General features: G+C 58.1%; 20 protein-coding genes. 7 read left to right on the top strand and 13 right to left on the bottom strand.

Annotated elements, in window-relative coordinates; all coding sequences use genetic code 11:
- Positions 1–121 precede the first annotated feature (121 nt).
- The 10 genes from ACIPIZ_RS00130 to ACIPIZ_RS00175 form a co-directional block, all read right to left on the bottom strand.
- Entirely contained in the window at positions 122–1597 is a 1476-nt protein-coding gene (locus ACIPIZ_RS00130) for a mannitol dehydrogenase family protein (protein WP_150648772.1), read from the bottom strand.
- 15 nt (positions 1598–1612) lie between these two features.
- Positions 1613–2716 carry an ABC transporter ATP-binding protein gene (locus tag ACIPIZ_RS00135; RefSeq protein ID WP_064389857.1) on the bottom strand — a complete coding sequence of 368 codons (1104 nt, stop codon included), beginning with the start codon at positions 2714–2716 and terminating at the stop codon, positions 1613–1615.
- A 126-nt stretch (positions 2717–2842) separates the two neighbouring features.
- Positions 2843–3673, bottom strand: coding sequence for a carbohydrate ABC transporter permease (locus ACIPIZ_RS00140; protein ID WP_034154211.1), 831 nt, complete (start codon positions 3671–3673; stop codon positions 2843–2845).
- A gap of 8 nt (positions 3674–3681) precedes the next feature.
- Complete coding sequence (locus ACIPIZ_RS00145; RefSeq protein WP_105706829.1) at positions 3682–4608, bottom strand: carbohydrate ABC transporter permease; 927 nt, start codon at positions 4606–4608, stop codon at positions 3682–3684.
- Between the two features lie 154 nt (positions 4609–4762).
- On the bottom strand, positions 4763–6073 hold the full coding sequence (locus tag ACIPIZ_RS00150) for a sugar ABC transporter substrate-binding protein (RefSeq protein WP_064389858.1): 1311 nt from the start codon (positions 6071–6073) through the stop codon (positions 4763–4765).
- Between the two features lie 343 nt (positions 6074–6416).
- Entirely contained in the window at positions 6417–7322 is a 906-nt protein-coding gene (locus ACIPIZ_RS00155) for an AraC family transcriptional regulator (RefSeq protein WP_064389859.1), read from the bottom strand.
- A gap of 43 nt (positions 7323–7365) precedes the next feature.
- The gene (locus ACIPIZ_RS00160; RefSeq protein ID WP_401163202.1) at positions 7366–8244 is read right to left on the bottom strand and encodes a phospholipase; all 879 of its coding nucleotides are present in this window, start codon (positions 8242–8244) and stop codon (positions 7366–7368) included.
- Positions 8245–8438: 194 nt separating this feature from the next.
- Positions 8439–9305 (bottom strand): phospholipase, encoded by an 867-nt coding sequence (locus ACIPIZ_RS00165; protein ID WP_253484044.1) that lies wholly within the window; start codon positions 9303–9305, stop codon positions 8439–8441.
- Positions 9306–9442: 137 nt separating this feature from the next.
- A complete protein-coding gene (locus ACIPIZ_RS00170) occupies positions 9443–10747 on the bottom strand; it encodes a glycosyltransferase (RefSeq protein WP_401163204.1) in 1305 nt (434 codons plus the stop codon).
- Positions 10748–10890: 143 nt separating this feature from the next.
- Positions 10891–11253: a response regulator gene (locus ACIPIZ_RS00175; RefSeq protein ID WP_064389863.1), complete on the bottom strand. Its 363-nt coding sequence runs from the start codon at positions 11251–11253 to the stop codon at positions 10891–10893.
- Positions 11254–11517: 264 nt separating this feature from the next.
- On the opposite strand from ACIPIZ_RS00175, the gene ACIPIZ_RS00180 reads away from it, so the two are divergent.
- The 5 genes from ACIPIZ_RS00180 to ACIPIZ_RS00200 are packed head-to-tail and all read left to right on the top strand — an operon-like array spanning position 11518 to position 18062.
- The gene (locus ACIPIZ_RS00180) at positions 11518–15009 is read left to right on the top strand and encodes a response regulator (RefSeq protein WP_105706210.1); all 3492 of its coding nucleotides are present in this window, start codon (positions 11518–11520) and stop codon (positions 15007–15009) included.
- Positions 15009–15842, top strand: coding sequence for a protein-glutamate O-methyltransferase CheR (locus ACIPIZ_RS00185; protein ID WP_064389865.1), 834 nt, complete (start codon positions 15009–15011; stop codon positions 15840–15842). The genes ACIPIZ_RS00180 and ACIPIZ_RS00185 overlap by 1 nt, the downstream gene beginning before the upstream one ends.
- Positions 15839–16432, top strand: a complete 594-nt coding sequence (locus ACIPIZ_RS00190; RefSeq protein ID WP_064389866.1) for a chemotaxis protein CheB — start codon at positions 15839–15841, stop codon at positions 16430–16432. Before ACIPIZ_RS00185 ends, ACIPIZ_RS00190 begins: the two co-directional genes overlap by 4 nt.
- Positions 16426–17640: a hybrid sensor histidine kinase/response regulator gene (locus ACIPIZ_RS00195; protein ID WP_122660533.1), complete on the top strand. Its 1215-nt coding sequence runs from the start codon at positions 16426–16428 to the stop codon at positions 17638–17640. The genes ACIPIZ_RS00190 and ACIPIZ_RS00195 overlap by 7 nt, the downstream gene beginning before the upstream one ends.
- Positions 17641–17684: 44 nt before the next feature.
- Positions 17685–18062: a response regulator gene (locus tag ACIPIZ_RS00200; RefSeq protein WP_064389868.1), complete on the top strand. Its 378-nt coding sequence runs from the start codon at positions 17685–17687 to the stop codon at positions 18060–18062.
- Between the two features lie 103 nt (positions 18063–18165).
- Here the strand turns inward: ACIPIZ_RS00200 and ACIPIZ_RS00205 are convergent, their stop codons facing one another.
- The 3 genes from ACIPIZ_RS00205 to ACIPIZ_RS00215 form a co-directional block, all read right to left on the bottom strand.
- Positions 18166–19836 carry an ATP-binding protein gene (locus ACIPIZ_RS00205; RefSeq protein ID WP_105706217.1) on the bottom strand — a complete coding sequence of 557 codons (1671 nt, stop codon included), beginning with the start codon at positions 19834–19836 and terminating at the stop codon, positions 18166–18168.
- The gene (locus ACIPIZ_RS00210; RefSeq protein ID WP_401163209.1) at positions 19833–21335 is read right to left on the bottom strand and encodes an ATPase domain-containing protein; all 1503 of its coding nucleotides are present in this window, start codon (positions 21333–21335) and stop codon (positions 19833–19835) included. The genes ACIPIZ_RS00205 and ACIPIZ_RS00210 overlap by 4 nt, the downstream gene beginning before the upstream one ends.
- 134 nt (positions 21336–21469) lie before the next feature.
- On the bottom strand, positions 21470–22525 hold the full coding sequence (locus ACIPIZ_RS00215; protein WP_401163211.1) for a tetratricopeptide repeat protein: 1056 nt from the start codon (positions 22523–22525) through the stop codon (positions 21470–21472).
- A gap of 172 nt (positions 22526–22697) precedes the next feature.
- On the opposite strand from ACIPIZ_RS00215, the gene ACIPIZ_RS00220 reads away from it, so the two are divergent.
- Both ACIPIZ_RS00220 and ACIPIZ_RS00225 read left to right on the top strand, forming a co-directional pair.
- Positions 22698–24833: an FUSC family protein gene (locus ACIPIZ_RS00220; protein ID WP_401164209.1), complete on the top strand. Its 2136-nt coding sequence runs from the start codon at positions 22698–22700 to the stop codon at positions 24831–24833.
- On the top strand, positions 24823–25023 hold the full coding sequence (locus ACIPIZ_RS00225; protein ID WP_064389872.1) for a DUF1656 domain-containing protein: 201 nt from the start codon (positions 24823–24825) through the stop codon (positions 25021–25023). The genes ACIPIZ_RS00220 and ACIPIZ_RS00225 overlap by 11 nt, the downstream gene beginning before the upstream one ends.
- Positions 25024–25027: the final 4 nt, after the last annotated feature.

Consider the following 25027-nt stretch of genomic DNA (forward strand, 5'->3'; position numbering starts at 1 on the left):
CACTCCAGGACCGCTCGTTCCCACGCTCTGCGTGGGAATGCCTCATTGGACGCTCTGCGTCTGCTGTTGGATGGGACGCGGAGCGTCCCGGGCTGCATTCCCACGCAGAACGTGGGAACGATCAGGCTGCGAGAATCTTTTCCAGCGTCCGCGTCACACCGTCCTCGCGCAAACTGTTGCAGCACCACTCAAACGCCGCCACAAACTCCGCCGAACGCGGTATCGCCGTGCCAAAAATCTCTTCGACCGCCAACAACCGCTGAGTCATTAAAGCATCGTCCGCCACCAACGCCTGACAAAACGCCGCGCGCGGATCAGGAATCGAATAGGTGTCGCCATTCTCATCCACCCCCTTCAAATACAACGCCCACGCCGCCACCACCAACGCCGCACGTTTAGTCTCCTGCCCATCAGCAATCAAGCGATTGATCGTCGGGATGGTGAACTTGGGAAACTTCGAGGAGCCGTCCGAGCACACCCGCTCCAGTTGATCGGCAATCGCCTGATTGGAGAAACGCGCCACCAGCGTGTTTTTGTAATCCGTCAGATCAATGCCGGGCACCGGCGCCAGTTGCGGGGTCACGTCCAGATCCATATAGGCGCGCATGTAACGCACGAACAGCGGGTCGTTCATGGTCTCGTGAACAAACCGATAGCCTTTCAAAAAGCCCAGATAGGTCAGCGCCAGATGGCTGCCGTTGAGCAGTTTGATTTTCATCTCTTCGTACGGCGAAACATCGTCGGTGAACTGCACGCCGACCTTTTCCCAGGCCGGCCGACCGTTGACGAATTTGTCCTCCAGCACCCACTGCACAAATGGTTCGCAGACCACCGGCCAGGCATCGTCGACCCCGTGTTTGTCGGCCAGTTGCAGGCGATGGGCAGTGCTGGTCATCGGCGTGATGCGATCGACCATGGCGTTGGGGAAACTGACGTTGGCGTCGATCCAGCTGCATAGATTGCTATCGCGCAAAGTGGCAAACGCCAGCAGCGCCTTGCGCGTCACGGCGCCGTTGTGCGGCAGGTTATCGCAAGACATCACGGTAAATGCCGGGATGCCCGCTGCCCGGCGTTTTTCCAGGGCTGCACACAAAAAGCCGAACACGGTTTTCGGTGCCTGCGGATTGGCCAGATCATGTTGAATTTGCGCCAGGTGCGCCATGAACTCGCCGTTGCTGTCGTCGATGCAATAACCGCCTTCGGTGATGGTCAGCGAGACGATGCGGATCTGTGGGTCGGCGAGTTTGTCGATCAACGCCTGAGCGCCGTCCTCGGCCAGCAGCATGTCGCGAATCGCGCCGATCACGCGGACTTCGGTGTCGTCGCTGTCGCCGAGTTCGAACAGGGTAAACAGGTAATCCTGTTCCTTGAGATCGTCGCGGGCGCGGCAGTCTTCGGCGCGCAGGCCGACGCCGCAAATCGCCCAGTCCAGTGCTTCACCGGTGTTCATCAGGGCATCGGTGTAATACGCCTGATGCGCGCGGTGGAAACCGCCGACGCCGATGTGGGCGATGCCCTGACGGGTGTCGCTGAGGCTGTAGGCCGGCAGTTGCACTTCGGCGGCCAGACGATGGAGGTTCTGTTGGTTGAGTTTCATCGGGAGTTCTCGAAATCAGGCCGCAGCGCGCAGCGGACGGGTCAGCGCGACACCTTCGGCATCGAATAAATGGCAGTGCGTCGGGTCGAGGTGCAGGCTCAGTTGTTCGCCGTAGCGGCTTGCCAGATCACCGCGCACGCGCATGGTCAGGGCTTCGCCGGCATTCGTGGCGACGTGGCAGAAAGTGTCGCTGCCGAGGCGCTCGCTGACGTCGGCGGTGACTTGCAACGTGCAGTCGCCGGCTTGCGCCAGTTCCAGGTGTTCCGGGCGGATGCCCAGGGTCACGGCGCTGCCGACGCTGAGGTTGACGGTGTTGAACGGCAAGGTGATGCGCGTTCCGGCGTCCAGCGAAACCTCACAGCTCTGGGCGTCGAGGCGGGCGATCTTGCCCTTGAGGAAGCCCATTTTCGGTGTGCCGAGAAAACCGGCGACGAACAGGTTCGCGGGGTTGTGATACAGGTCCAGTGGCGAGCCGACTTGCTCGATCTTGCCGCCATTGAGCACCACGACTTTGTCGGCCATGGTCATCGCCTCAACCTGATCGTGGGTCACGTAGATCATCGTCGCCTGCAGGTCTTTATGCAGGCGCAGCAGTTCCAGACGCATCTGCACGCGAAGCGCAGCGTCGAGGTTGGACAGCGGTTCGTCGAACAGGAAGATTTTCGGATTGCGCACAATGGCGCGGCCAATCGCGACGCGCTGACGCTGCCCACCGGAGAGCTGCTTTGGCTTGCGCTCAAGCATCGGGCCGAGTTCAAGAATGCGCGCGGCCTCTCCGACTTTCTTCTCGACTTCGGCTTTCGGTACGCCGGCCAGATCGAGGGCGAACGACATGTTCTTTTTCACGGTCATGTGCGGATACAGCGCGTAGGTCTGGAACACCATCGCCAGATCGCGCTTGGCCGGGCTGACTTCGGTGATGTCGCGGCCATCGAGTTCGATGGTGCCGCCGCTGACTTCTTCGAGGCCGGCGATCAGCCGCAGCAGGGTGGACTTGCCACAACCGGACGGGCCGACGAAGACCACGAACTCCTTGTCATTCACCTCAAGGTCAATGCCTTTGATGATGGAGAAGCCTTCGAAGCCTTTTTGCAGATTCTTGATTTTCAGGTTGGCCATGAGGATGGGCCTCCGCAATGTTGTTTTTTTAAGATCAAAAGATCGCAGCCTGCGGCAGCTCCTACAGGGGGACGGCATGCTTTATGTAGGAGCTGCCGAAGGCTGCGATCTTTTGCTTTTCAATCTTCATTTCACGGCGCCGAACGACAGGCCGCGCACCAGTTGTTTCTGGCTGATCCAGCCGAAGATCAGAATCGGCGCACACGCCAGGGTCGAAACCGCCGACAACTTGGCCCAGAACAATCCCTCGGGACTTGAGTAGGAGGCGATCAGAGCGGTCAGTGGCGCGGCTTTCGACGAGGTCAGGTTCAGCGACCAGAACGCCTCGTTCCAGCACAGGATCAGCGACAGCAGCACAGTCGAGGCGAGGCCACCCTTGGCGATCGGCAACAGCACGCGGACCATTTCCTGCCACAACGTCGCGCCGTCGAGGCGGGCGGCTTCGAGGATGTCTTTGGGGATGTCCTTGAAGTAGGTGTAAACCATCCAGACCACGATCGGCAGGTTGATCAGCGTGTAGATCACGATCAGTGCGATGCGCGTGTCGAGCAGGCCGAAACTTTTGGCCAGCAGGTAGATCGGCATCAGCACGCCCACCGGTGGCAGCATTTTGGTCGAGAGCATCCACAGCAGCGTGCCTTTGGTACGCTGGGTTTCGTAGAACGCCATCGAGTAAGCGGCGGGCACCGCGATCAGCAGGCATAGGGCGGTGGCACTGAAGGAGATCACCACCGAGTTCCAGGCAAAACTGAAGTAATCGCTGCGCTCATTGATGTGCAGGTAGTTCTCCAGCGTCGGCGTGAAGATGAACTGCGGCGGCGTGGCGAACGCGTCGATTTCGGTTTTGAAACTGGTCATCACCATCCAGAAGATCGGGAAGAAAATCACGATCGCGATGGCCCAGGCCAGGGTGCCGAGCAGCAGGCTTTGCAGCCGGCGGGATTGTTGGAGAGTCATGGCAGGCCTCAGGCTTTGTCAGTCAGGTTTTTGCCGATCATCCGCACCAGAATGATCGCGGCGATGTTGGCGATGACCACGGCAATCAGACCGCCCGCCGAGGCCATGCCGACGTCGAACTGCACCAGCGCCTGGTTGTAGATCAGGTAGGCGAGGTTGGTCGAGGCGTAGCCGGGGCCGCCGTTGGTGGTGGTGAAAATCTCGGCGAACACCGACAGCAGGAAGATCGTTTCAATCATCACCACCACGGCAATTGGTCGCGCCAGATGCGGCAGAGTGAGGTGCCAGAAGATCGCGATCGGACCCGCACCGTCGAGGCGTGCAGCTTCTTTCTGTTCCTGGTCGAGGGACTGCATCGCTGTCATCAGAATCAGGATCGCGAAGGGCAGCCACTGCCACGAGACAATGATGATGATCGACAGCAGCGGGTAGTGGGCGAGCCAGTCCACCGGTTGCGCGCCGAACAACTTCCAGATGTAGGCGAGGATCCCGGAGACCGGATGGAAAATCAGGTTCTTCCAGATCAGCGCACCGACCGTGGGCATGATGAAGAACGGCGAGATCAGCATGACCCGCACGATGCCGCGCCCGAGAAATTCGCTGGCTTCAAGCAATGCACTGATCAACACGCCGAGGACCACGCTGATCAGCAGTACGCTACCGACCAGCAGCAGTGTATTGGTGGCACCTGGCATGAAGCCCGAGTCGGTCAGAAAGTAGCTGAAGTTTTCCAGCCCGACGAATTCGTTTTCCCCGGGATACAGCAGGTTGTAGCGGATCAGCGAAAAGTAGATGGTCATGCCCAGCGGCACGATCATCCACAGCAGCAACAGGGCCACCGAAGGGCTGACCAGAAACCAGCCGGGGTTGCGTACGCGGACCTTGCGCGCAGGTTGCGACAGGTCGAGGTGGGCTTTGGCAGTTGAAGTATTCATGGTGATCACAACCGAGTCATACAGACCTATGGAGATCTAATGTAGGAGTGAGCCAGCTCGCGATGGCGGTGTGTCAGTCACCGTCTGTTTCAGATTGAAAACCGCCATCGCGAGCAGGCTCACTCCTACAAAAGGCAGGAGCGAGCTTTGCGGGTTACTTGGGATACCCGGCGCGCTTCATCTCGCGTTCAGTGGATTGCTGAGCGGCGGCGAGGGCTTGATCCACCGTGGTCTGGCCGATCAGCGCTGCCGAAAACAGCTTGCCGACCTGGGTGCCCACGGCCTGGAATTCAGGAATGGTCACCAGTTGAATGCCAATGTACGGCACCGGTTTGAGCGTCGGTTTGCCCGGATCGGCAGCCTTCAGCGATTCCAGCGTGACCTTGGCGAACGGTGCTGCGCTCATGTAGGCGTCGCTGTAGGTTGAGGCGCGGGTGCCCGGTGGTACGTTGGCGATACCGTCAGTCTTCGCCACCAGCTCGCCGTACTCTTTGGAGGTCGCCCAGGCGCTGAACTCTTTGGCGGCATCCTTGGCTTTGGAGCTGGTCGGAATCGCCAGCGCCCACGAGTACAGCCATGCCGAACCTTTGTCGGTGACCTGATGCGGAGCGAAGGTGAAGCCGACGTGATCAGCAACCTTGCTCTGGGTCTTGTCGGTGACGAACGAACCGGCGACGCTGGCATCGACCCACATCGCGCATTTGCCGCTGTTGAACAAGGCAAGGTTTTCGTTGAAACCGTTGCTCGAAGCACCCGGCGGGCCGGATTTCTTCATGGTGTCGACGTAGAAGTTCAGTGCGTTCTTCCACTCGGGGCCATTGAATTCCGGCTGCCATTTTTCATCGAACCAGCGCGCGCCGTAGGCGTTGGCGACCGTGGTGATCAGCGCCATGTTTTCGCCCCAGCCGGCCTTGCCGCGCAGGCAGATGCCGTACTGTTCTTTATCCTTTTTCGTAAGCTTTTCGGCGAAACCGGCAATCTGTTCCCAGGTCGGACGCTCGGGCATGGTCAGGCCCGCATCCTTGAACAGGTCGGTGCGGTAATAGGTGATCGAGCTTTCCGCGTAGAACGGCAGGGCATACAGCGAGCCCTTGACCGAAAGGCCTTCGCGCACCGATGGGAACACATCGTCGAGGGCATAACTGGCCGGCAGATCCTTCATTGGTTCGAGCCAGCCTTTGGCGCCCCACAGTGCCGCTTCGTACATGCCGATGGTCAACACGTCGAACTGCCCGCCCTGGGTGGCGATGTCGGTGGTCAGGCGTTGGCGCAGAACGTTTTCTTCCAGTACCACCCAATTGAGTTTGATGTCCGGATGCTCGGTCTCGAAAGTTTTCGAGAGCTTTTGCATGCGGATCATGTCGCTGTTGTTGACGGTGGCGATGGTCAGAGTCTGGGCGCCAAGGCTGACGCTGCTGAGGGTCATGCAGGTGAGGGCAAGCAGAGCTTTTGCAGTGGGTTGCATCGTGCACTCCTTTTCTGCGCCCGGTGGGTAGCAGAAGGACAGTTATTGTTTTTGTGTCTTCCGACGACAGGAAGAATGTGCACTGATTACAGCCTTCAATCGCAGGGCTGACAAATCATCCCTAGCACTTTTATCGATACTTTTTTGCACTGGTGTTTGGCAGTGTAAACGCAGGGAAGGGGTTTTCAGCGGTCAGACGTTATCGAATGCGTACAGGTTTCTGATGCCGACGCAGCCCTCTGTAGGAGTGAGCCTGCTCGCGATAGCGGTGTGAGAGTTTGCAGATATGTTGGCTGACACTCCGCTATCGCGAGCAGGCTCACTCCTACAGGGGACCGGGTTGTCAGGTGTGGTTCTGTTCGGTCAGGCGCTGCACTGCGAGCCGACGGTAATGCGATGGCGTCATGCCTTTGAGCTGCAGGAAGCGCCGGTTGAAATTGGAAATGTTGTTGAAGCCCGATTCGAAACACACCTCGGTCACCGGTTTGTCGCCATCGGCCAGCAGCTCGCAGGATTTACTGATACGCAGGCGATTGACGAACTCGATGAAGTTGCGCCCCGTCGCCTGCTTGAATACGCGGCTGAAATAAGTCGGCGTCATTGCGAGATGCTCAGCGACTTCCTCCAGTGCTATATCGCGGGCGTAATGGCTGAATATGTAATCGACCGCGCGGTTGGTCCGGTCGATGTTGTGCTCGTCGGCGAGTTGCGCAGTGGTTGCGCCGGACAAAAGCTGAAAGTCATCGCTGGCTGCGAGCAGCTCCATCAGGATGAAAAAATGCCCCAGCCGGGTGATGCCTGTGGAGTCGGCAATACGCTGCATCAGCGTCATCGCCTGGCGAATGGTGCGTTTGCAGCGAAACTCGATACCGTATTGCGCACGCTCGAGCAATGGCGCCAGGGATTTCAGCTCGGCAAACACCTGATGGCCACTTTCGAACAACTCGTCGGTGAAATTGACCAGCATGTCGCGTTTCTCGACGACTTCATCTTCGGCGACCTGGCTGATCCAGTTGTGCGGCAGATTGGGGCCGGTAAGAAACAGCGTTTCCGGGTAGAAGTTGCCTATGTAGTCGCCGATGAACACTTTGCCCGAGCTCGCCACGATCAGATGCAACTCGTATTCCTTATGGAAATGCCAGCGCACCAGCGGGCATGGGAAGCCGTGCTGGCGGTAGATGATGGACAACCCGTTATGGTCATCCATCAACTCGTAAGAGGGGTCGGTTACGCGGGCTGTTCGGCTCATGTCAGGACGCTTTTATTGTTATCGCCTGGCGATCATGCCCCTTTCAGCCCGATTGATACAACGTGCGTCCGTAAACTGCTTTCATGCTGTTGGCGACCCAGCAGTTGCGGACAATCTCGGATTCATCGAAAAAGTCGGTGCTGATGATGCTGCAACGGGTGACCCAGCCGCGGCTTGAGTGAAACCAGTCATTGAGTTGTTTCTTGATGTCGCTCGGCCCGCCTAGTAACGAGTAGCAGGTGGCTGGCAGTGACCAGATGAATGTTTCATGGGGCGTACCCTCCAGAGACTTTTCGATATGAAGGCCGAGTGCCGTCGTGTCGGTAAAAACTTTCTTGTTCCACTTGTGCGGGATCTGCGGCCAGAAATAGTTTCTGTCCTGCTCGGGTGAGTAGGGCGCTGCCATGACGATGCGGCGCTTGCTACTGCTGCGTTTGAGTTCACCTATCGTAGTAATTGAATCCATATGGGGAATCAGTCGTGAACCGAGGCGATTGAGCATAAAGTCACTCAGGCGCTGCCGATCAAAAGGCTTGTTGCCATCACCCAGTTGATGAAAGTCCAGAACAATGAATTCGTCGGGATTACGATCGAGGAAAGCCGCAACCGCCTCGACCAACTCATCGAGCACGCGGTGTGACTGAAAACCGTTGTGGTGAAAGTAATACAGCGGGCGCTGCGGCCCGGCAGTGCACCCGAGGCGAATATCGAATGCGCGGGCGCCGTTGTCCAGTTGCCAGGCGAATGAATCGTTCTGGCACGTCGTCCAGTGACCGAGCACGACCTCGTAGTTGGGCGCTTTTTTATCCATGCCGCTGTTGTGGGTGCCGGGCCAGACGATATCGGTCAGCTTGAGCTGATCGATATCCAGTACTTGGCTCATCCAGGTCTGCTTGTCGAGTGTTGCGGTGGCGCTGCTCATCGTGACAACTCCTTGTCGTCATACATCGCCCCATCCTTGGGCGATTGTTGAAATATCCGATGCCGAGGGTGACATCGTCCAGTTTCACCGATTGTCGGGAAAGCTCGAATACAGCATACAAACACCGAAGAACATTACCAGTCGCGGAAATATCCGCTAAAAAATAGCCAATGAATGGCACTCGACAGTATCAGTTACCCGCGTCGCGCTTTACTCAGATTCGTGCTGATGCAGAACGCAACCAGTCGGGTTTCTTCGAAGAAATCGACGTTGACGACATTGCAGTTCTGGAGCCAGTCACTATTGGCGGGGTCAAACCAGCGATCCAGTTCGGTATGAATGTCGACCGGGCCACCCAGCGCCGCATAACTGGTCGCTGACAGCGACCATGGTGCGTATCGAAAAGGCGGAGAGGACATTGTTGTGGCGATGAATTTTTGCAGGTCGCTGGCACTCGGAGTTTGCGTTCCGATCCATTGATGGTGGAGCTTCGGGTTAAAGTATTTATGGTCAAGTTCATGATGCTGTGGCGCATGAATCAGGATTCGCTGCGTGCGGCTTATGCTTTTCAGTTGTTGCAGATTCAGGCCGCTATTGCTGGCAGGGATGATCCTGTTACCCAGCAGTTTAATGAGCATGTGGTTGAACCATGCAAAGTCAAAGGGCCGGTCGCCATCTTTCATTTCATGAAAGTCGAGGACAATGAATTCGTCGGGATACTCTGAGAGAAAGCGCTCTATGTCGGTTATCAGGTGAACAAGCGAGCGTGAAGACAGAAAGCCGTTATGCTGGAAACGAAATTTGTTAAGTTCCATGCCGCTGTTCTGGTAAGTGAGCCGTAAATCCAGGGCTCTGGCGCCATTGAGCAGTTGGTCATAAAAGGACTTGTGCTGGCAAGCCACCCAGTGTGCGCCCGGGATCAGGGCGTATGAGGCCTTCCAGTCGCAACCGGCGTTGTGAGTGCCAGGCAGGCTCAACTTATAGAGCGGTAAAACATCAATGGCGGTATTGGCACTCATCCAGTTAGTGAGTGCGTAGTTGCTGGTTGTTGCGCTGTTCATGATGGCGTCCCTGTAGTAATAATTAATCAAGTGACTTGCTCGCTGTCGGGGCAAGTCACTTGTTTTTAATTTAATTCGAGGGCTTTGATCAATGAATTAGTTGATGCTGGATATATGTATTGTTAAGTGTCTTGCTGTCAGTTGTTATCTGCTTGATGGCGGTTTTTAGCTTCAATCCATTGCGCCATGTATTGAGTGCTTTTGTGATGGTGGTGGCGCAACATGCTGCCGGTGAAGTTTGACTTTCTTGACTGCGCCATGTTTCGCAAACAGTCCTTCAACTTGTCGATGAGTAACGGGCCATGTACCGACTTCCGATAACGCTCGTTCAACATCGACTGACCTGCCAGGCGGGCTGCTTCCCAGCGCTGTTCGTCGCGGTAAAGTTGCACGGCATGGTTGGCGAAATCCTCTGCGGTGCAGGTGATTGCGCCGGGCCACGGCATGCTGCCGTGCATGGCTTCCGCACCGATCGGTGTGGTCACGGACGGTGTTGCGCACAGCATGGCATCGACAATCTTGCCCTTGATGCCGGCACCAAACCGCAGTGGCGCCAGGCACACCCGCGCAGCTGACATGACTTGCAAGGCATCTTCGGCCCAGTTCATCACGTGGAAACCTTGCGCCGCATTGTGCAGGGCCGTGGCCTTGGGCGGGGTGTAGGCGCCATAGATGTGCAACTGCGCTTGCGGCAGTTGCGCGCGGATCAACGGCCAGATCGTGGTTTTCATCCAGAGCACCGCATCCCAATTGGGCGCGTGACGGAAATTGCCGATGCTGAGGAAGTGCGCGCGCTCGGCGAAAGTGCGCGGTTCGGCTGTCGGCAAGTCGATCATCAGTGGACACCAGTGCAGCAGCGCGACCGGCAGGCCAAATTCCTCGACCAGCAATTGGATCTCGACTTGCGAAATCATCAGGTTGAGGTCGCAACGATACAGCGCGGCGATTTCCCGCTTGGCCAGGTCGCTGTCGGCCATCAACTCGAACTCTTCGCGCAACGCCGGTACGAACAACGAGGTGAAATCCTGATTGTCGGGATCTTCCCTCAAGCGCTCCTTGAGGCGCTGCTGCCTTGCGTGTCGCAGGCTTTGCAGGTCGGAGGTTTCCAGCACGCGCAGGGCTTGCGGGCAGTGTTTCTCGACCCGCCAGCCGAACTGTTCTTCCATCATGAATTGATCGAACAGCACGATGTCTGGCGCTAATTGGCTGAGGAAAGCATCGAAGCTGCTGTTGTTGAGTTCGATCGGTACTTCACGAATGCCCAAAGCACTCAGGTCAGCCTTGTGTTCACCGGGGCCTGCCGGGCTGCTGAAGGTGATTTCCCAGCCTTGCTCAAGGAACGTTTCGAGAATTTGCATGACATGCCCACTGGCTGCCGAAGAGCGTGGTTCGGGCCAGACGTAGCCGATGACCAGGACTTTGGTGGCGGGGGATGTGTTCATGAGCAGATGTTCCTTGAAAACGGGCAGGGCAAAACGGGCGCGCAATTAGACCACAAGCCGAAGATCGATCAGTCGATCCGGACTCGCTCAATGGGTAATGACCTGGAGCAGTTGCTGCCGCGAAGCGGATGTTTTGGCAAAGATCAGTGAGGCAAAATGCCGTTCACCTTGTCGCGCAGTTGATCGATGGAAAACGGTTTGCCAATGACGTGCATGTCCGCAGGTACATCAATGGTTTCGGCATAGCCGCTGGCGAACAGGATGGGCAGGGCTGGGTGCAGCGTTCGCGCCTTGGTGGCCAGTTCACGGCCATCCATGCCGGGCAGGCCGACATCGGTCATCATCAGGTGGATTTTTTCTCCCTGATTGCGCAACCATTCCAATGCCTGCTCGCTACCATCAGCCTCCAGCACCTTGAACTCCAGCTCCTCAAGCACATCGACGATGAGCATGCGCACGATGTCGTCGTCTTCTACGACAAGGATGGTGAACGGCGGGGTGGACATATTGAAGGCTCTCAAGAAATTAACGCTGGGTTTCGGCCGGTCGAATGTGCCGGGCTCTTGCATGAGTAAGTAGCGCATGGCCACAAGTTCCCGAACTGACACAAAAAAGCTTAGCTGCAGTTGAGGCGGGCAAGGATAACTGTTGGCACATACCGCCGTGCAGGGGAAAGTGGGAAAATCCTGCTAAATCTGTAGGAAAAATGGATCCATGCTGCCATTTTGGGGCAAACTCCCTGCTTTTCACCCGATCGACAAGGCTGCCCCATGTCCTCTTCGTCCTCAGTTGATGAACAGCGGTTTCGTAAACTCCTGAGTCGCAACATCAGTCTGCCCCTCGGCGTAGGCATACTCAGTGCTGTGTTCTTTGTGTCGCTGATTACCTATTTGCTGTCGGTGATCCAGTGGGTCGAGCACACCGACCGGGTGATCAATAACGCCAATGAAGCAGTGAAACTCACGGTCGACCTGGAAACCGGCATGCGCGGCTTTCTGCTCAGCGGTGACGAGCACTTTCTCGATCCGTACGAGACCGCCAAGCCGCGCATTACCGTCGCACTCAATACCTTGCTTGAGCTGACCGCCGACAACCCCGTGCAAACCGATCGTCTGCGCCGTCTCAAGGCCTTGCAGACCGAGTGGGCGAACTATGCGCAGTCGATGATCGACCTGCAGCGCTCCAGCGGGGATTACAAGGCCGCCGTGAAGGCCGGGCGGGGCAAGCGCCTGACGGATGAAATCCGCAAACAGTTCGAAGATGTCATCGAAACCGAGCAAGTCCTGCGTACTACGCGTAACGAGGAAGTGCGCCGCACGACGATCTGGAGCATCAGCCTGTACCTGCTGTTCATTGCCGGTATCAGTGGCTTGCTCGCCTATATCGGGCGGCGTGATCTGGTCAACCTGTCGCAAAGCTACGGCGCGACGCTCGCCGCACAGGATGCCAGCGCCTATCGCCTGGAGCAGCAGGCGTGGCTGCGCAACGGTCAGACGCAACTGGCCGAACAAGTGCTGGGGCAACTGACGCTGAATTTGTTGGGGCGCAACATTCTGCAATTCTGCGCGCAGTACCTCGGTACCGCTGTGGCGGCGTTATACGTCCGCGAAGAACACGGTGGCCTGAAACGTGTGGCCACTTACGGGTTCTCCCGCGAGCAGGAAGAACAGGATCAGTCGATTTACAGCGGCGAAGGTATCGTTGGTCAGGTCGCGCAGCAGGCGCGTCTGATTCGCCTCGATTCGGTCCCGGCCGATTACTTCAAAGTCAGCTCCGGCCTCGGCGAAGGTCTGCCGCACAGTGTGCTGGTCGTTCCAACCAGCGATGACGACCGGGTCAACGGTGTGATCGAACTGGGTTTCCTGCGCCCGCTCACCGATCGCGATATCGAGTTGCTGGAACTGATTGCCGGTAATATCGGTACGTCGATCGAAGCCGCCCGTTACCGCCAGCGTTTGCAAGAGGTGCTTGCCGAAACCCAGCAGCTCAACGAAGAGTTGCAGGTGCAGCAGGAAGAACTGAAAACCGCCAACGAAGAACTGGAAGAACAGTCGCGGATTCTCAAGGAGTCCCAGGCGCATCTGGAAACCCAGCAAGTCGAGCTGGAACAGACCAACGAACAACTCGCGGAGCAGGCGCAAACCCTGGCCGAACAGCGCGATGCCATGGACCTGAAGAACACCGAACTCAATCAGGTTCAGGTGCAACTTGAAGAGCGCGCCGAAGAGTTGCAGCGTTCGAGCAAGTACAAATCCGAATTCCTCGCCAATATGTCCCACGAACTGCGCACGCCGCTGAACAGTTCGTTGATTCTGGCCAAGCTGCTGGCGGAAAACCCGCAAGACAATCTCAGCGCCGAACAGGTCAAGTTTGCCGAGTCGATCTACTCCGCCGGTAACGATCTGCTCAATCTGATCAACGATATTCTGGATATCTCCAAGGTCGAGGCAGGCAAGCTTGAAGTGATCGCGGAGAACACCAGCGTCGCGCGTCTGGCCGAAGGTTTGCGCGGCGTGTTCGAACCGATGGCGGCAGACAAGCGCCTGACCTTCAGTGTCGATTTGCTGCCGGGAACACCGGCAACACTGTTCACTGACCGCCAGCGCCTTGAGCAGGTGATCAAAAACCTGTTGTCCAACGCTGTGAAGTTCACTGAGCAAGGTACTGTCAGCCTGACCATCAGTGGCCAACCGAATGACTGCGTGGCTTTCGTCGTGCGCGACTCCGGGATTGGTATCGCCGCCGATCAACAGGAAAGCATCTTCGAAGCGTTCCGTCAGGCCGATGGCACGACCAATCGCAAATACGGCGGTACCGGCCTGGGCCTGTCGATTTCGCGTGATCTGGCGACGCTGCTGGGTGGCACGATCAGCGTCACCAGCACACCGGGGCAGGGCAGTGTGTTCACGTTGCTGATGCCTCAGCAGTACAACGAGTCCGGCGAGGTCTCGACTGCGCCGTTGACGTTTACTCCGCCGCCACAGGCTGCGGCCGTTGTACCTGCGGCGATGGTTTCTCCACTGGCGCCGGTGCACATCCCGCGTTTCGCCGATGATCGCGACAAGGCACCGTTCGCCACGCGTTGCATCCTCGTGGTGGAAGATGAGCCGAACTTTGCGCACATCCTCTACGATCTGGCGCACGAACTCGGCTATCAATGCCTGGTCGCCCATGGCGCAGACGAAGGGTACGATCTCGCCCGTGAATTCGTTCCGGACGCGATCCTGCTCGACATGCGCCTGCCGGACCATTCCGGCCTCACCGTGTTGCAACGGCTCAAAGAGCATGCCGAAACCCGCCACATTCCGGTGCACGTCATTTCGGTTGAAGATCGGGTCGAAGCGGCCATGCACATGGGGGCAATCGGTTACGCGGTCAAACCTACGACTCGCGAGGAGCTCAAAGACGTGTTCGCTCGTCTTGAAGCCAAACTGACCCAGAAGGTCAAACGCGTGTTGCTGGTGGAAGACGACGACTTGCAGCGCGAAAGCATCGCGCGCCTGATCGGCGACGAAGACATCGAAATTACCGCCGTCGGCCTCGCCCAGGAGGCTCTGGAAAAACTGCGCACGACGATCTACGACTGCATGATCATCGACCTCAAGCTGCCTGACATGCTTGGTAATGATCTGCTCAAGCGCATGTCCACCGAGGACATCTGCTCGTTCCCGCCGGTCATCGTTTACACCGGACGCAACCTGACCCGCGACGAAGAGGCCGATCTGCGCAAGTATTCGCGCTCGATCATCATCAAGGGCGCGCGCTCGCCAGAGCGTTTGCTGGATGAGGTCACACTCTTTTTGCACAAAGTCGAATCGCAGTTGTCCCATGAACGGCAGAAGATGCTCAAGACCGCGCGCAGCCGCGACAAGGTCTTCGAGGGTCGCAAAGTGCTGTTGGTGGACGACGATGTGCGCAACATTTTCGCCCTCACCAGCGCGCTGGAGACCAAAGGCGCAGTCGTGGTGATCGGCCGGAACGGTCGTGAGGCGATTGAGAGACTTAACGAAGTCGAGGACATCGATCTGGTGTTGATGGACGTGATGATGCCGGAAATGGATGGCTTCGAAGCCACCGTTGAAATCCGCAAGGATCCGCGCTGGCGCAAGCTGCCAATCATCGCGGTGACGGCCAAGGCCATGAAGGATGATCAGGAGCGCTGCCTGCAAGCGGGCGCCAACGATTACCTGGCCAAGCCCATCGATCTGGATCGCCTGTTCTCGCTGATTCGCGTGTGGTTACCGAAGATGGAACGCATTTAGTGGAACGCAGTACGCCAGCTGAACGAAACAGTGAAATCGAGCTGCGCTTGTTGATCGAGGCGATTTACCTCAAGTACAGCTACGATTTTCGCGATTATTCCGGTGCTTCGATCAAGCGCCGGGTGCAGCACGCACTCGGCCAGTTCGAATGTGCGACCATTTCGGCCCTGCAGGAAAAGGTTCTGCACGATCCGACAGCGTTCATGCAGTTGCTGCAATTGCTGACGATTCCGGTCAGCGAGATGTTTCGCGACCCGTCGCACTTCCTCGCGATCCGCAGGGAAGTGGTGCCGTTGCTGCGCACCTATCCGTCGATCAAGATCTGGATCGCCGGGTGCAGCACGGGCGAGGAGGTCTATTCGATGGCGATTCTGCTGCGCGAAGAAGGCCTGCTCGATCGCACGATCATCTATGCCACGGACATCAATCCGCGCTCGCTGGACAAGGCCAAGCAGGGGATCTTCTCGATGGAGAATGTTCGCGCGTATACGGCCAACTATCAGCAGGCCGGTGGTCAGCGCTCGTTTGCCGACTACTACACGGCAGCGTACGGTTACGCGATTTTCGACAAGAGCCTGTGCGAAAACGTGACCTTCGCCGATCACAGTCTGGCGACGGACAGCGTGTTCTCCGAAACCCAATTGATTTCCTGCCGCAACGTGCTGATTTACTTCAACAAGAAGCTACAGGATCGCGCGTTCGGGCTGTTCCATGAATCGCTTTGCCATCGCGGCTTTCTGGTGCTGGGCAGCAAAGAGACGCTGGATTTTTCCAGCTACGCAAACCAGTTCGAAGCGCTGGTGAAACAAGAACGGATCTACCGCAAAACATGAACGAGGCCGTGGATTTACCTCGCGTCGAGGCGATTGTGGTCGGTGCTTCCGCCGGTGGCGTTGAGGCGCTGTTGAGTCTGCTCGTGCCGCTGCGCCGAGGCTATGCATTGCCGATCATCGTGGTTCTGCATCTGCCTGAAGAGCGCCGCAGCCAATTGGCCGAGGTCTTTGCCCGGCGCGTGGAGCTGCCGGTGCACGAAGCTGCCGACAAGCAGGACATCGTTGCCGGCAATGTGTATTTCGCCACGCCGGGTTATCACCTCTCGGTGGAGCAGGATCGCAGCCTTTCGCTGAGTCTTGAGGACCGCGTGCATTATTCCCGGCCTTCGATTGACTACCTGTTTGAATCGGCCGCCGACGCTTACGGTGCATCACTGGCCGCTGTCCTGCTGACCGGCGCCAATCACGATGGCGCGCGCGGGCTGGCCGAGGTCAAGCGCTGCGGTGGCTTGACCATCGTCCAGGATCCCGAAGAGGCGCAAGTCGCCACCATGCCCTTGGCTGCATTGAAGGTTCAGCAGCCGGATCATGTCCTACCCATTCACGGCATCGGCCGTCTGCTTGTCGAGCTGGAACGAATCGCATGCTGAGTAATATCCAAGCCAAACTGCTGATCGTCGACGATCTGCCGGAGAACCTGCTGGCACTCGAAGCGCTGATCAAGCGTGAAGACCGTACCGTCTACAAAGCCTTGTCGGCGGATGAAGCGCTGTCGTTGCTGCTGCAGCACGAGTTCGCCATGGCCATCCTCGACGTGCAGATGCCGGGCATGAACGGCTTCGAACTCGCCGAGTTGATGCGCGGCACCGAGAAAACCAAGAACATCCCGATCATTTTCGTCAGCGCCGCCGGTCGTGAACTGAACTACGCGTTCAAGGGCTACGAAAGTGGGGCGGTGGACTTTCTGCACAAACCGCTGGATATCCATGCGGTGAAGAGCAAGGTCAACGTTTTCGTCGACCTGTACCGCCAGAGCAAGGCGATGAAGCAGCAGGTCGAAGCGCTGGAGCAGGCCCGCCGCGAGCAGGAAGCGTTGTTGCAACAACTGCAAAGCACCCAGTTGGAACTGGAGCAGGCGGTGCGTATGCGCGATGACTTCATGTCGATCGTTGCCCATGAAGTGCGTACGCCGCTCAACGGTCTGATTCTCGAAACCCAGTTGCGCAAGATGCACCTGGCTCGGGACAACGCAGCGGCATTCACCCTCGACAAGATGCACGCCATGGTCGACCGTGATGAGCGGCAGATCAAAAGCCTGATTCGCCTGATCGAAGACATGCTCGATGTGTCGCGCATTCGCACTGGCAAACTGTCGATCCGGCCGAGCCGTTTCGATCTGGTGCAATTGGTCAGCAACCTGCTGCAAAACTTCGCGGCACAGATCGAAGCTGCGGAAACCGACGTGTCGTTCACCGCGCCAGCAGCGGTGGAAGGCCATTGGGACGAGTTCCGCATCGAGCAGGTGGTGACCAACCTGTTGACCAACGCTCTGCGCTACGGCGGTCGGAGCCCGATCCAGGTACGGGTTTACCGCGAAGGCGATGAGGCGCGGGTCGAGGTGCAGGACCGTGGCATCGGCATCAGCCAAGAGAATCAGAAGCGTATTTTCCAACAGTTCGAACGGGTTTCCGCCAAGACGGTAGTGGCCGGGCTCGGGCTGGGTCTGTTCATTTCCGAGCAGATCGTCGCCGCCCATGGCGGCTCCATCGTCGTCGAGAGTGAAATCAACGAAGGCGCCCTGTTTCGCGTTTGTCTGCCGATCCAGGAAAACGGCAAATCCGACGCAACCTCTGAGTGACCGCACGGTCGTATCAGCAGCTATTGACCGAACAAAGGCTTCCCATGAGCGTAGATGCGCAAGATGTAGTACTCGTCGTCGAGGACGAACCGGTTATCTTGATGGTCCTGACCGATTATTTGTCAGGGCAGGGCTATCGTGTGTTGCAGGCGGACAGCGGCGAGCAGGCTTTCGAAATCCTTGCAAGCAAGCCGCATCTGGATGTGTTGATCACCGACTTCCGTTTGCCCGGCGGCATCTCTGGCGTGCAGATCGCCGAACCGGCGGTCAAGTTGCGACCTGACCTCAAGGTGATTTTCATCAGCGGTTATCCGCAGGAAATCCGCGAGACCGGCAGCCCGATCACGCGCAAGGCGCCGATCCTCGAAAAGCCCTTCGATCTGGATGTACTGCAGGAAAAAATCCAGGAACTGCTGGCCTGATATCTGTGTAGGAGCTGCCGCAGGCTGCGATCTTTTGATGTTGATCGTTAAAAACAAGATCAAAAGATCGCAGCCTGCGGCAGCTCCTACAGTTTCAGCATTATCAGCTTTTGATCATTTCGCGGACCTTCGCGGTCAGCAGATCGAAGGTGAAGGGCTTGGTGATCATCTGCATTCCCGGGTCGAGAAAACCGCCGCGTACTGCCGCATGCTCGGCGTAGCCGGTGATGAATAACACCTTCAGGCCAGGCCGGTACTGCCGACCTACTTCGGCCAGTTGCCGGCCGTTCATGCCCGGCAGACCAACGTCGCTGATCAGCAGGTCGATCCGTTGCGCCGAGTTGAGGATCGGCACAGCGCCGTCGGCATCACTGGCTTCGACAAACGCATAGCCCAACTCACTGAGCACGCCGCTGACCAGTACGCGCACGGCCGGATCGTCTTCGACAATCAATACGGTTTCGCCATCCATTGCATGAGGAGTCTGCCCGCTGTCGGTAACCGGTTGCTCGTCTTCTTCGCCGCGAAAGCGCGGCAAGTAGAGTTTGACTGTGGTGCCTTGATCGATTTCGCTGTCGATGGACACATGCCCGCGCGACTGCTTGCTGAAACCGTAGATCATCGACAGGCCCAGCCCGGTGCCCTGACCAATCGGTTTGGTGGTGAAAAAGGGATCGAATGCGCGGTTTATCACACTTTGCGGCATACCGCTGCCGTTGTCGGTGACGCTGAGCATCACGTAATCGCCCGGTTCAAGGTTGCTGCAGGCCTCGGTGAATTCGCTATCCAGCACCTGATTGCTGGTTTCCACCACCAGTTTTCCACCCTCGGGCATCGCGTCGCGGGCGTTGATCACCAGGTTGAGCAGGGCGCTTTCCAGTTGATTGGGATCCGCTTCGGCGACCCACAATTTGTCGTGCAGGCGCATGTCCAGATGAATGCTTTCGTTGAGACTGCGCTGCAGCAGTTCCCCCATCGACAGCACCAGGGTATTCATTTGCACCGCTTTGGAGTCGAGTGACTGCCGACGGGAAAACGCCAGTAGTCGATGGGTCAGGCTGGCGGCGCGGTTGGCTGAGGTCACGCCGAGGTCGATCAGGCTGTCGAGATCGTCCGTACGCCCGCGCGCCAAACGCCGGCGCAACAACTCCAGGCTGCCGATAATCCCGGTGAGCATGTTGTTGAAGTCGTGTGCGATGCCCCCCGTGAGCTGGCCGACCGCTTCCATTTTCTGCGACTGACGCAATGCTTCTTCGTTATGCCGCAATTGCGCGGTGCGTTCTTCGACTTGGTGTTCAAGGGTTTCCAGCGTCGATTGCAGACGTCGCTCGCTTTCACTCAAATCGATCAGTCGGTCGCGGGCTTCGTATTGTCGTCGTCGGCCACGCAGGGCGGCGGACACCAAGCTGATCAGTGTCGCTGGATGAAACGGGCGTTCAAGAAAGGTGACGTTGCCGAGCAGATTGCTCAGTTTCGAGGAGGGGCCTTGCTCTTGTCCGCCGTGATGAGTGAGCAGCACGATCGGCAGATCCGACCACGCCGGCTGCAGCTCCAGATGCAGGAACAGCGCTTCGAGTTCCGGACCGCGCAAGGCTTCGGCAGCGATCAACAGCAAGCCTGCGCCGAGTTCCAGTTCGGTACAGAGCGTGCCCAGCCCGGGCGTGACCAGGCCGCCATAACCTGCCTCGTTGAGGATCATCAGGGCAATCTGACTGTCGCGACCCACGGGGGCCAGAATCAGCGCCCGTTCGGCCAGCGGCACCGACACCGTCACAAGGTTTCTTCCTGAAGCAGCGGGTTGCTTGCGCCGAGGTAGGTCGGTACACCGCGCAACACACCCTGAAAGGCCTCAAGTGGTTCGCCGATGGTCATGCCTTGCGCCGAAATGCGGTATTCACGAATCGTCGATTCATGGCTGCCGGTGCGTTTCTTGATGATGGAAATGGCCCGGCGAACCTTGCCCAGTGCTTCGAAATAACGCAACAGAATCACCGTGTCGGCCAGATATGTGATGTCGACCGGTGCCTGCATGTCGCCGACCAGGCCATGCTGGGCGACGGTCATGAATGTCGCAGCACCTTTGCGGTTAAGGTACAGCAGCAACTCGTGCATGTGCAGCACCAAGGCGTTTTCTTCCGGCATCGCTGCCTGATAACCATTGATACTGTCGATGACCACGGTTTTGATCTGGCCCTCATCGACGCAACGTCGCACCCGATGGGAAAACTCGCCTGGCGACAACTCGGCCGCATCGACCTGATCGATCAGCAGATTACCGGTGTCTTGCAGGGCCTTGAGATCAATGCCGATGTTCTTCATGCGCTCGAACAGCAAGCCCAGTTCTTCATCGAAAATAAACAGTGCAGCTTTTTCGCCGCGTTGTACGGCGGCAGCGGCAAACACCATCGAGATAAGTGATTTACCGGTACCGGCGGGACCGAGAATCAGTGTGCTTGAGCCGGTTTCGATGCCGCCACCGAGCAGAGCATCCAATTCCTTGATGCCGCTGGTCAATTGCAGGCGTGGGTAGTCGCCGCGATGTTCTGCCGCCACCAATCGCGGGAACACATGCAAGCCGTCGCCCATGATGGTGAAATCATGGAAGCCGCCGCGATACTTCTGGCCTCGGTACTTCACCACTCGCACGCGCCGTCGCTCGGCGCCGTAGTTGGGCGTCAGCTCTTCGAGGCGGATGACCCCGTGAGCGACGCTGTGCACGGTCTTGTCGAGTGATTCGGTGGTGAGGTCGTCAAGCAGCAGAACCGTGGCGTTGTAGCGCACGAAATAATGCTTGATCGCCAGAATCTGTCGGCGATAGCGCAAAGAACTTTGTGCCAGCAAGCGAATCTCCGAGAGGCTGTCGAGCACTACGCGGGTTGGCTTGACACGCTCGACGGCCTCGAAAATCTGCTTGGTCGCCTCGCCCAACTCCAGATCGGAAGAGTAGAGCAAGCTTTGCTGGTGCTCGGCATTGAGCAGGCTTTCCGGCGGCGTCAGCTCGAAGATCTCGATATTTTCGTCCAGCTCCCAGCCGTGCGATGCGGCGCCTTGGCGCAATTCACGCTCGGTTTCCGACAGCGTGATGTACAGGGTGCGTTCGCCGGCAACGGAGCCCGCCCTCAGGAAGTGCAAAGCGGCAGTGGTTTTGCCTGTACCGGGTTCACCCTCAAGCAAAAAAACATGCCCGCGAGACAATCCACCGGCCAGGATATCGTCCAGACCATTGATGCCGGTGGCAGCTTTTGCACTGATAAACTCGTTGGATGTAGACAAAAAATGCCCTCTCATGACTACGGGAATCGAGGTCGCTGACAAAAAAACGTGCGGCCTGAATTACTTGACCCGCTGCCATGATGGCAGTTCCGCACTTTCTTTCGGAATGTGCCGAGAGAACAGTTGCTTGTCGGTCAGAGTCCTTGCTGTAACGCCGGGTCATCCGGGTTCAGTTGTTCGAGTTGCGCCAGCAGAACCTGAACATTTTGCAGCTGTCCGCTTTCCTTCCAGTAATTGATCAGTAATACCCGCGCCTTGCGGTCGGCCGGGTGGCGCTGGACGATTTCCTGCAGTTGCTTCTGCGCCGCTTCCAGCTCCTGCGCGCTGTGCAGGGTGGTGGCGAGGTCGTAACGATAGTCCTTGTTGTCGGGCTCGAGTTCGACTGCTTTGGACAAACCGAGCAAGGCGTATTCACGCTGGTTGTGGTGCAGCAGCCAAAGCCCCAGGGCATGTTGCAGATACGCCGAGTCAGGCTGGGCCTTGAGTTGTTGCGCAAGTAACTGTCGGGCGGCATCGCTCTGGCCCTGACGGTCGAGTACATCAATCTGCATGACCAGCGCCGGCAAATTGCCAGGCTCGACACGCAAGGTATTGTCCAGTGCTTCCTGCGCCTGCTTGAGTTCGGCGTTATGTATATGGAGGCGCGCCAGTTGCAGATAAGTGGCGGCGCTCGGCGACTGTTCCTTCAATGCTTGCTCCCAACCGTCGATGGCCTGTTGCAACGGCGCAAAGTACAAGCCGAGCTCATCCGGTGACAAGCCGAGCAGGGCGTTGATCGCGGCAAAACGCACGCTTTGGTCCTCATCATCGAGCAATGGCCCGAGCAACAGGCTGCGTTGCCCGCCCGGCACCAGTCCAATCAGACTTCTGATCGCTGCCAAACGCACTTCGGGTGCTTCATTCTGCAGGTCTGCGTCTGCCAGTTTCAACGCTTGCGGGCTCGGGTAATTGGGCAGTTCGGCATGCAGCCAGAGGCGGCGTTTGACCGACAGGTCCGGGCGCCCCAATTGCTGATACAGCTGGCGTGCCGCGCCCGGCTGGCCGGCACGGGCGGCCGCCAATGCTTCGCTATAGCCATGTTTGATCGCGTCGGGCACCACCGGTGCAGTGCTGCGCAGGGACAACCAGCCGACGAAGATGACCAGTGCGAGGCCAAGGCCGATGAGCAGATAGCGGCGGGACTGAGGCATGCGGGGTTCCGGAAACGTGGATACTTGAGCAGAGCGGCAAGCTTCGGTCAGCTCGGGCTGGGAGTCAAACCCCGTGCATGCGAATCGCCCTACAAGTCGCGTCGACTCAGTTAACCGTCAGGCTCTCGATGCAGTGTCTACGCTTGCAGGAGTCGCTTCGATGAGTGTGCCCATGCAAGCCCTGCTCAATTATTTCAATGCTGTGATCCATCCCGGTCGAGCCGTGTTGCTGTTTGCTCTGCGCACCATTGCGGCAGGGCTGCTGACGTTGTATCTGGCGTTTCTGTTCGACCTCGACCAGCCCAAGTGGTCGATCATGGCCGTGGTCATCGTCAGCCAGCCTTTGGCGGGAATGGCCCTGGCACGCAGTTTTGGCCAGGTGATCGGTACCACGCTCGGGGCCGCCGTAGCGGTATTGCTCATGGCGATCTTCCCGCAGGCACCATTACCCTTCATTACAACGTTGGCGTTATGGCTGGCAGTGTGTACGGCGGGTGGCACGTTGCTGCGCTACACCAGTTCCCAGGCGTTCGTTCTCAGCGGTTACACCGCAGTGGTGGTAGCGTTGCTGGCGATCCCGGATCAGGACGGCACGTTTCTGCTGGCCGTTACCCGGGTTACCGAAACCTTGCTCGCCGTGGCGTATGTCTGCTTGGTGAGCCTGCTCACGGCCCGGCCGGAAGCGGTCGCCAGCGGCTACTTCGCCAAGGTCGATCAGGTGATCAAACTGGTCGCCAGCCACGCGGCTGCGGTCATCCGCACCGAAGAAAGCGAAGCCGATTTGCAGCGCCGGCAAATGCAATTGCTCGGTGAAATCAGCGCATTGGAGGGATTACGCCGGCATCTGTATTTCGACGCGCCGCGTTTGCGCAGTGCCAACAATCTGGTGCTGCTATTAGGTAATCAATTGATGCTGCTGACCTCAAGATTGACGGCGCTGCGTCATCAACGGCAATTGTTGACCGAGCGTTGGGAAGGGGATTTGCCACTCGACGTCCAGCGCCTGCGTGCAGAGGAACTGGCACTTCTCGACCAGTTGGCGCAGCAGGGCCGCGCGTTACCGGCCGAAGCACGACACCAGTTCGTCACGTTGCAGCAGCAATTCGAACAGCTTGCCTACAAGTCCGAACAATTGACTGAAGAGATGAGCGCGACCCTGCGCTCCCTGGCGTGGGCTCTGCGCTGGGAACAGGCGCGTCTTTTGCGGCAACTGGAGCAGATCCTCGAATTGAGCGAGGCCATCCAGGAGGGACGCGAGGCCAGTTGCATGTATCGCGGCCAGGCCAGCCCGCTGCATCTGGATTTCACCCTGGCCTCGATGAACGCCGTCCGTGCCTTTATAGCGCTGCTGGTGGCCGGGCTGATCTGGATCGAAACCGCATGGGACGGCGCTCGGGGCGGGATGATTCTGGTGGGGATCCTGTGCTCGCTGATGGCAACGTTTCCGCGACCGCTGATGGCCGCACAGAGTTATGCACGCGGGCTGGGGCTGGCGCTTTTGGTGTCGGCGCTCTACCAGTTCGCGCTGGTCCCGGCAGTCAGTGATTTCGAACCCCTGGCCTTGTTACTGGCGCCATTGTTGTATGTCATCGCAGTGGGACTCGCGAGCCCTGCAACAGCGGGGATCGGCATGGGGCTGGGGCTCTCGAGTTTCCTGATGATCGGCCCGCAGAACATCGGTACCGGGCAGAACACTGCGATTCAATGGTTTGAATTTGCCGGTGCCTATGTCAGTGCGGCAATGCTTGCCTTGATCGTTTACGCGTGGATTTTCCCGTTTCGCCCGGTGCTGCGCATTCGCCGCTTGTACAACGAGGCGCGGGAGCAGGTGTATCAGTTGAGCAAGGCGCCGGCCACCGACGAACAACAGTTTGCCTTCGAGAGCCGGATGACCGATCGACTGACGAGCATGCTTGGGCTGCTGCCTGCTGCAAATGACCGGGCGATGCAGCAGTTGTATGAAATCAGTCTGGCCTGTGTCGCACTGGGGGTGGCCACGCACCAACTGCGGCAACAGGCACAGAACAATACTTTGCTCACGCAAACCTTCAGTCAGCAATTGTCTTCGGCATTGCGCCAGACCGCGCGGTTTGTCGCCGGACGTGCGGACGCGCAACTGACGCCGTTGCTGGGCACGCTGCACACCCTTGGTGAGCAACTGGACGCGTTGCACGTCGCCAGTCACGCGCATTTATGGTCGGTGTTTCGCATGCGCGTGGCATTGCTGATCGTCGAGGCTTTTCTGCAGCGTCATGGTGAACATTTGCAACGAAACATCGAGGAAGGAGCGCCAGCCATTGCCCATTGATTTCGAAATTGGCGGCGTTTACTTGCCGCCCATTGCTCAGGCGCTGTTGCTGGCCATGCCGATTTTCATGCTGCTCGACTGGCTCTTGCGGCGCATGGGCGTACTGCGGCGGGTCTGGCATGAAGCCCTGTTCGAAGGCGCCTTGTATGCCTGCGTTTGTGCCACGCTGATTCTGTTGATGGGAGCCTGACATC

It is taken from the genome of Pseudomonas sp. NPDC087690 (assembly GCF_044743175.1).
Classification (GTDB): Bacteria; Pseudomonadota; Gammaproteobacteria; order Pseudomonadales; family Pseudomonadaceae; genus Aquipseudomonas.

Coding starts and splice junctions, on each gene's coding strand:
- ACIPIZ_RS00130 (WP_150648772.1), bottom strand. CDS start 1,597: ATGAAACTCAACCAACAGAACCTCCATCGTCTGGCCGCCGAAGTGCAA.
- ACIPIZ_RS00135 (WP_064389857.1), bottom strand. CDS start 2,716: ATGGCCAACCTGAAAATCAAGAATCTGCAAAAAGGCTTCGAAGGCTTC.
- ACIPIZ_RS00140 (WP_034154211.1), bottom strand. CDS start 3,673: ATGACTCTCCAACAATCCCGCCGGCTGCAAAGCCTGCTGCTCGGCACC.
- ACIPIZ_RS00145 (WP_105706829.1), bottom strand. CDS start 4,608: ATGAATACTTCAACTGCCAAAGCCCACCTCGACCTGTCGCAACCTGCG.
- ACIPIZ_RS00150 (WP_064389858.1), bottom strand. CDS start 6,073: ATGCAACCCACTGCAAAAGCTCTGCTTGCCCTCACCTGCATGACCCTC.
- ACIPIZ_RS00155 (WP_064389859.1), bottom strand. CDS start 7,322: ATGAGCCGAACAGCCCGCGTAACCGACCCCTCTTACGAGTTGATGGAT.
- ACIPIZ_RS00160 (WP_401163202.1), bottom strand. CDS start 8,244: ATGAGCAGCGCCACCGCAACACTCGACAAGCAGACCTGGATGAGCCAA.
- ACIPIZ_RS00165 (WP_253484044.1), bottom strand. CDS start 9,305: ATGAACAGCGCAACAACCAGCAACTACGCACTCACTAACTGGATGAGT.
- ACIPIZ_RS00170 (WP_401163204.1), bottom strand. CDS start 10,747: ATGAACACATCCCCCGCCACCAAAGTCCTGGTCATCGGCTACGTCTGG.
- ACIPIZ_RS00175 (WP_064389863.1), bottom strand. CDS start 11,253: ATGTCCACCCCGCCGTTCACCATCCTTGTCGTAGAAGACGACGACATC.
- ACIPIZ_RS00180 (WP_105706210.1), top strand. CDS start 11,518: ATGTCCTCTTCGTCCTCAGTTGATGAACAGCGGTTTCGTAAACTCCTG.
- ACIPIZ_RS00190 (WP_064389866.1), top strand. CDS start 15,839: ATGAACGAGGCCGTGGATTTACCTCGCGTCGAGGCGATTGTGGTCGGT.
- ACIPIZ_RS00195 (WP_122660533.1), top strand. CDS start 16,426: ATGCTGAGTAATATCCAAGCCAAACTGCTGATCGTCGACGATCTGCCG.
- ACIPIZ_RS00200 (WP_064389868.1), top strand. CDS start 17,685: ATGAGCGTAGATGCGCAAGATGTAGTACTCGTCGTCGAGGACGAACCG.
- ACIPIZ_RS00215 (WP_401163211.1), bottom strand. CDS start 22,525: ATGCCTCAGTCCCGCCGCTATCTGCTCATCGGCCTTGGCCTCGCACTG.
- ACIPIZ_RS00220 (WP_401164209.1), top strand. CDS start 22,698: ATGCAAGCCCTGCTCAATTATTTCAATGCTGTGATCCATCCCGGTCGA.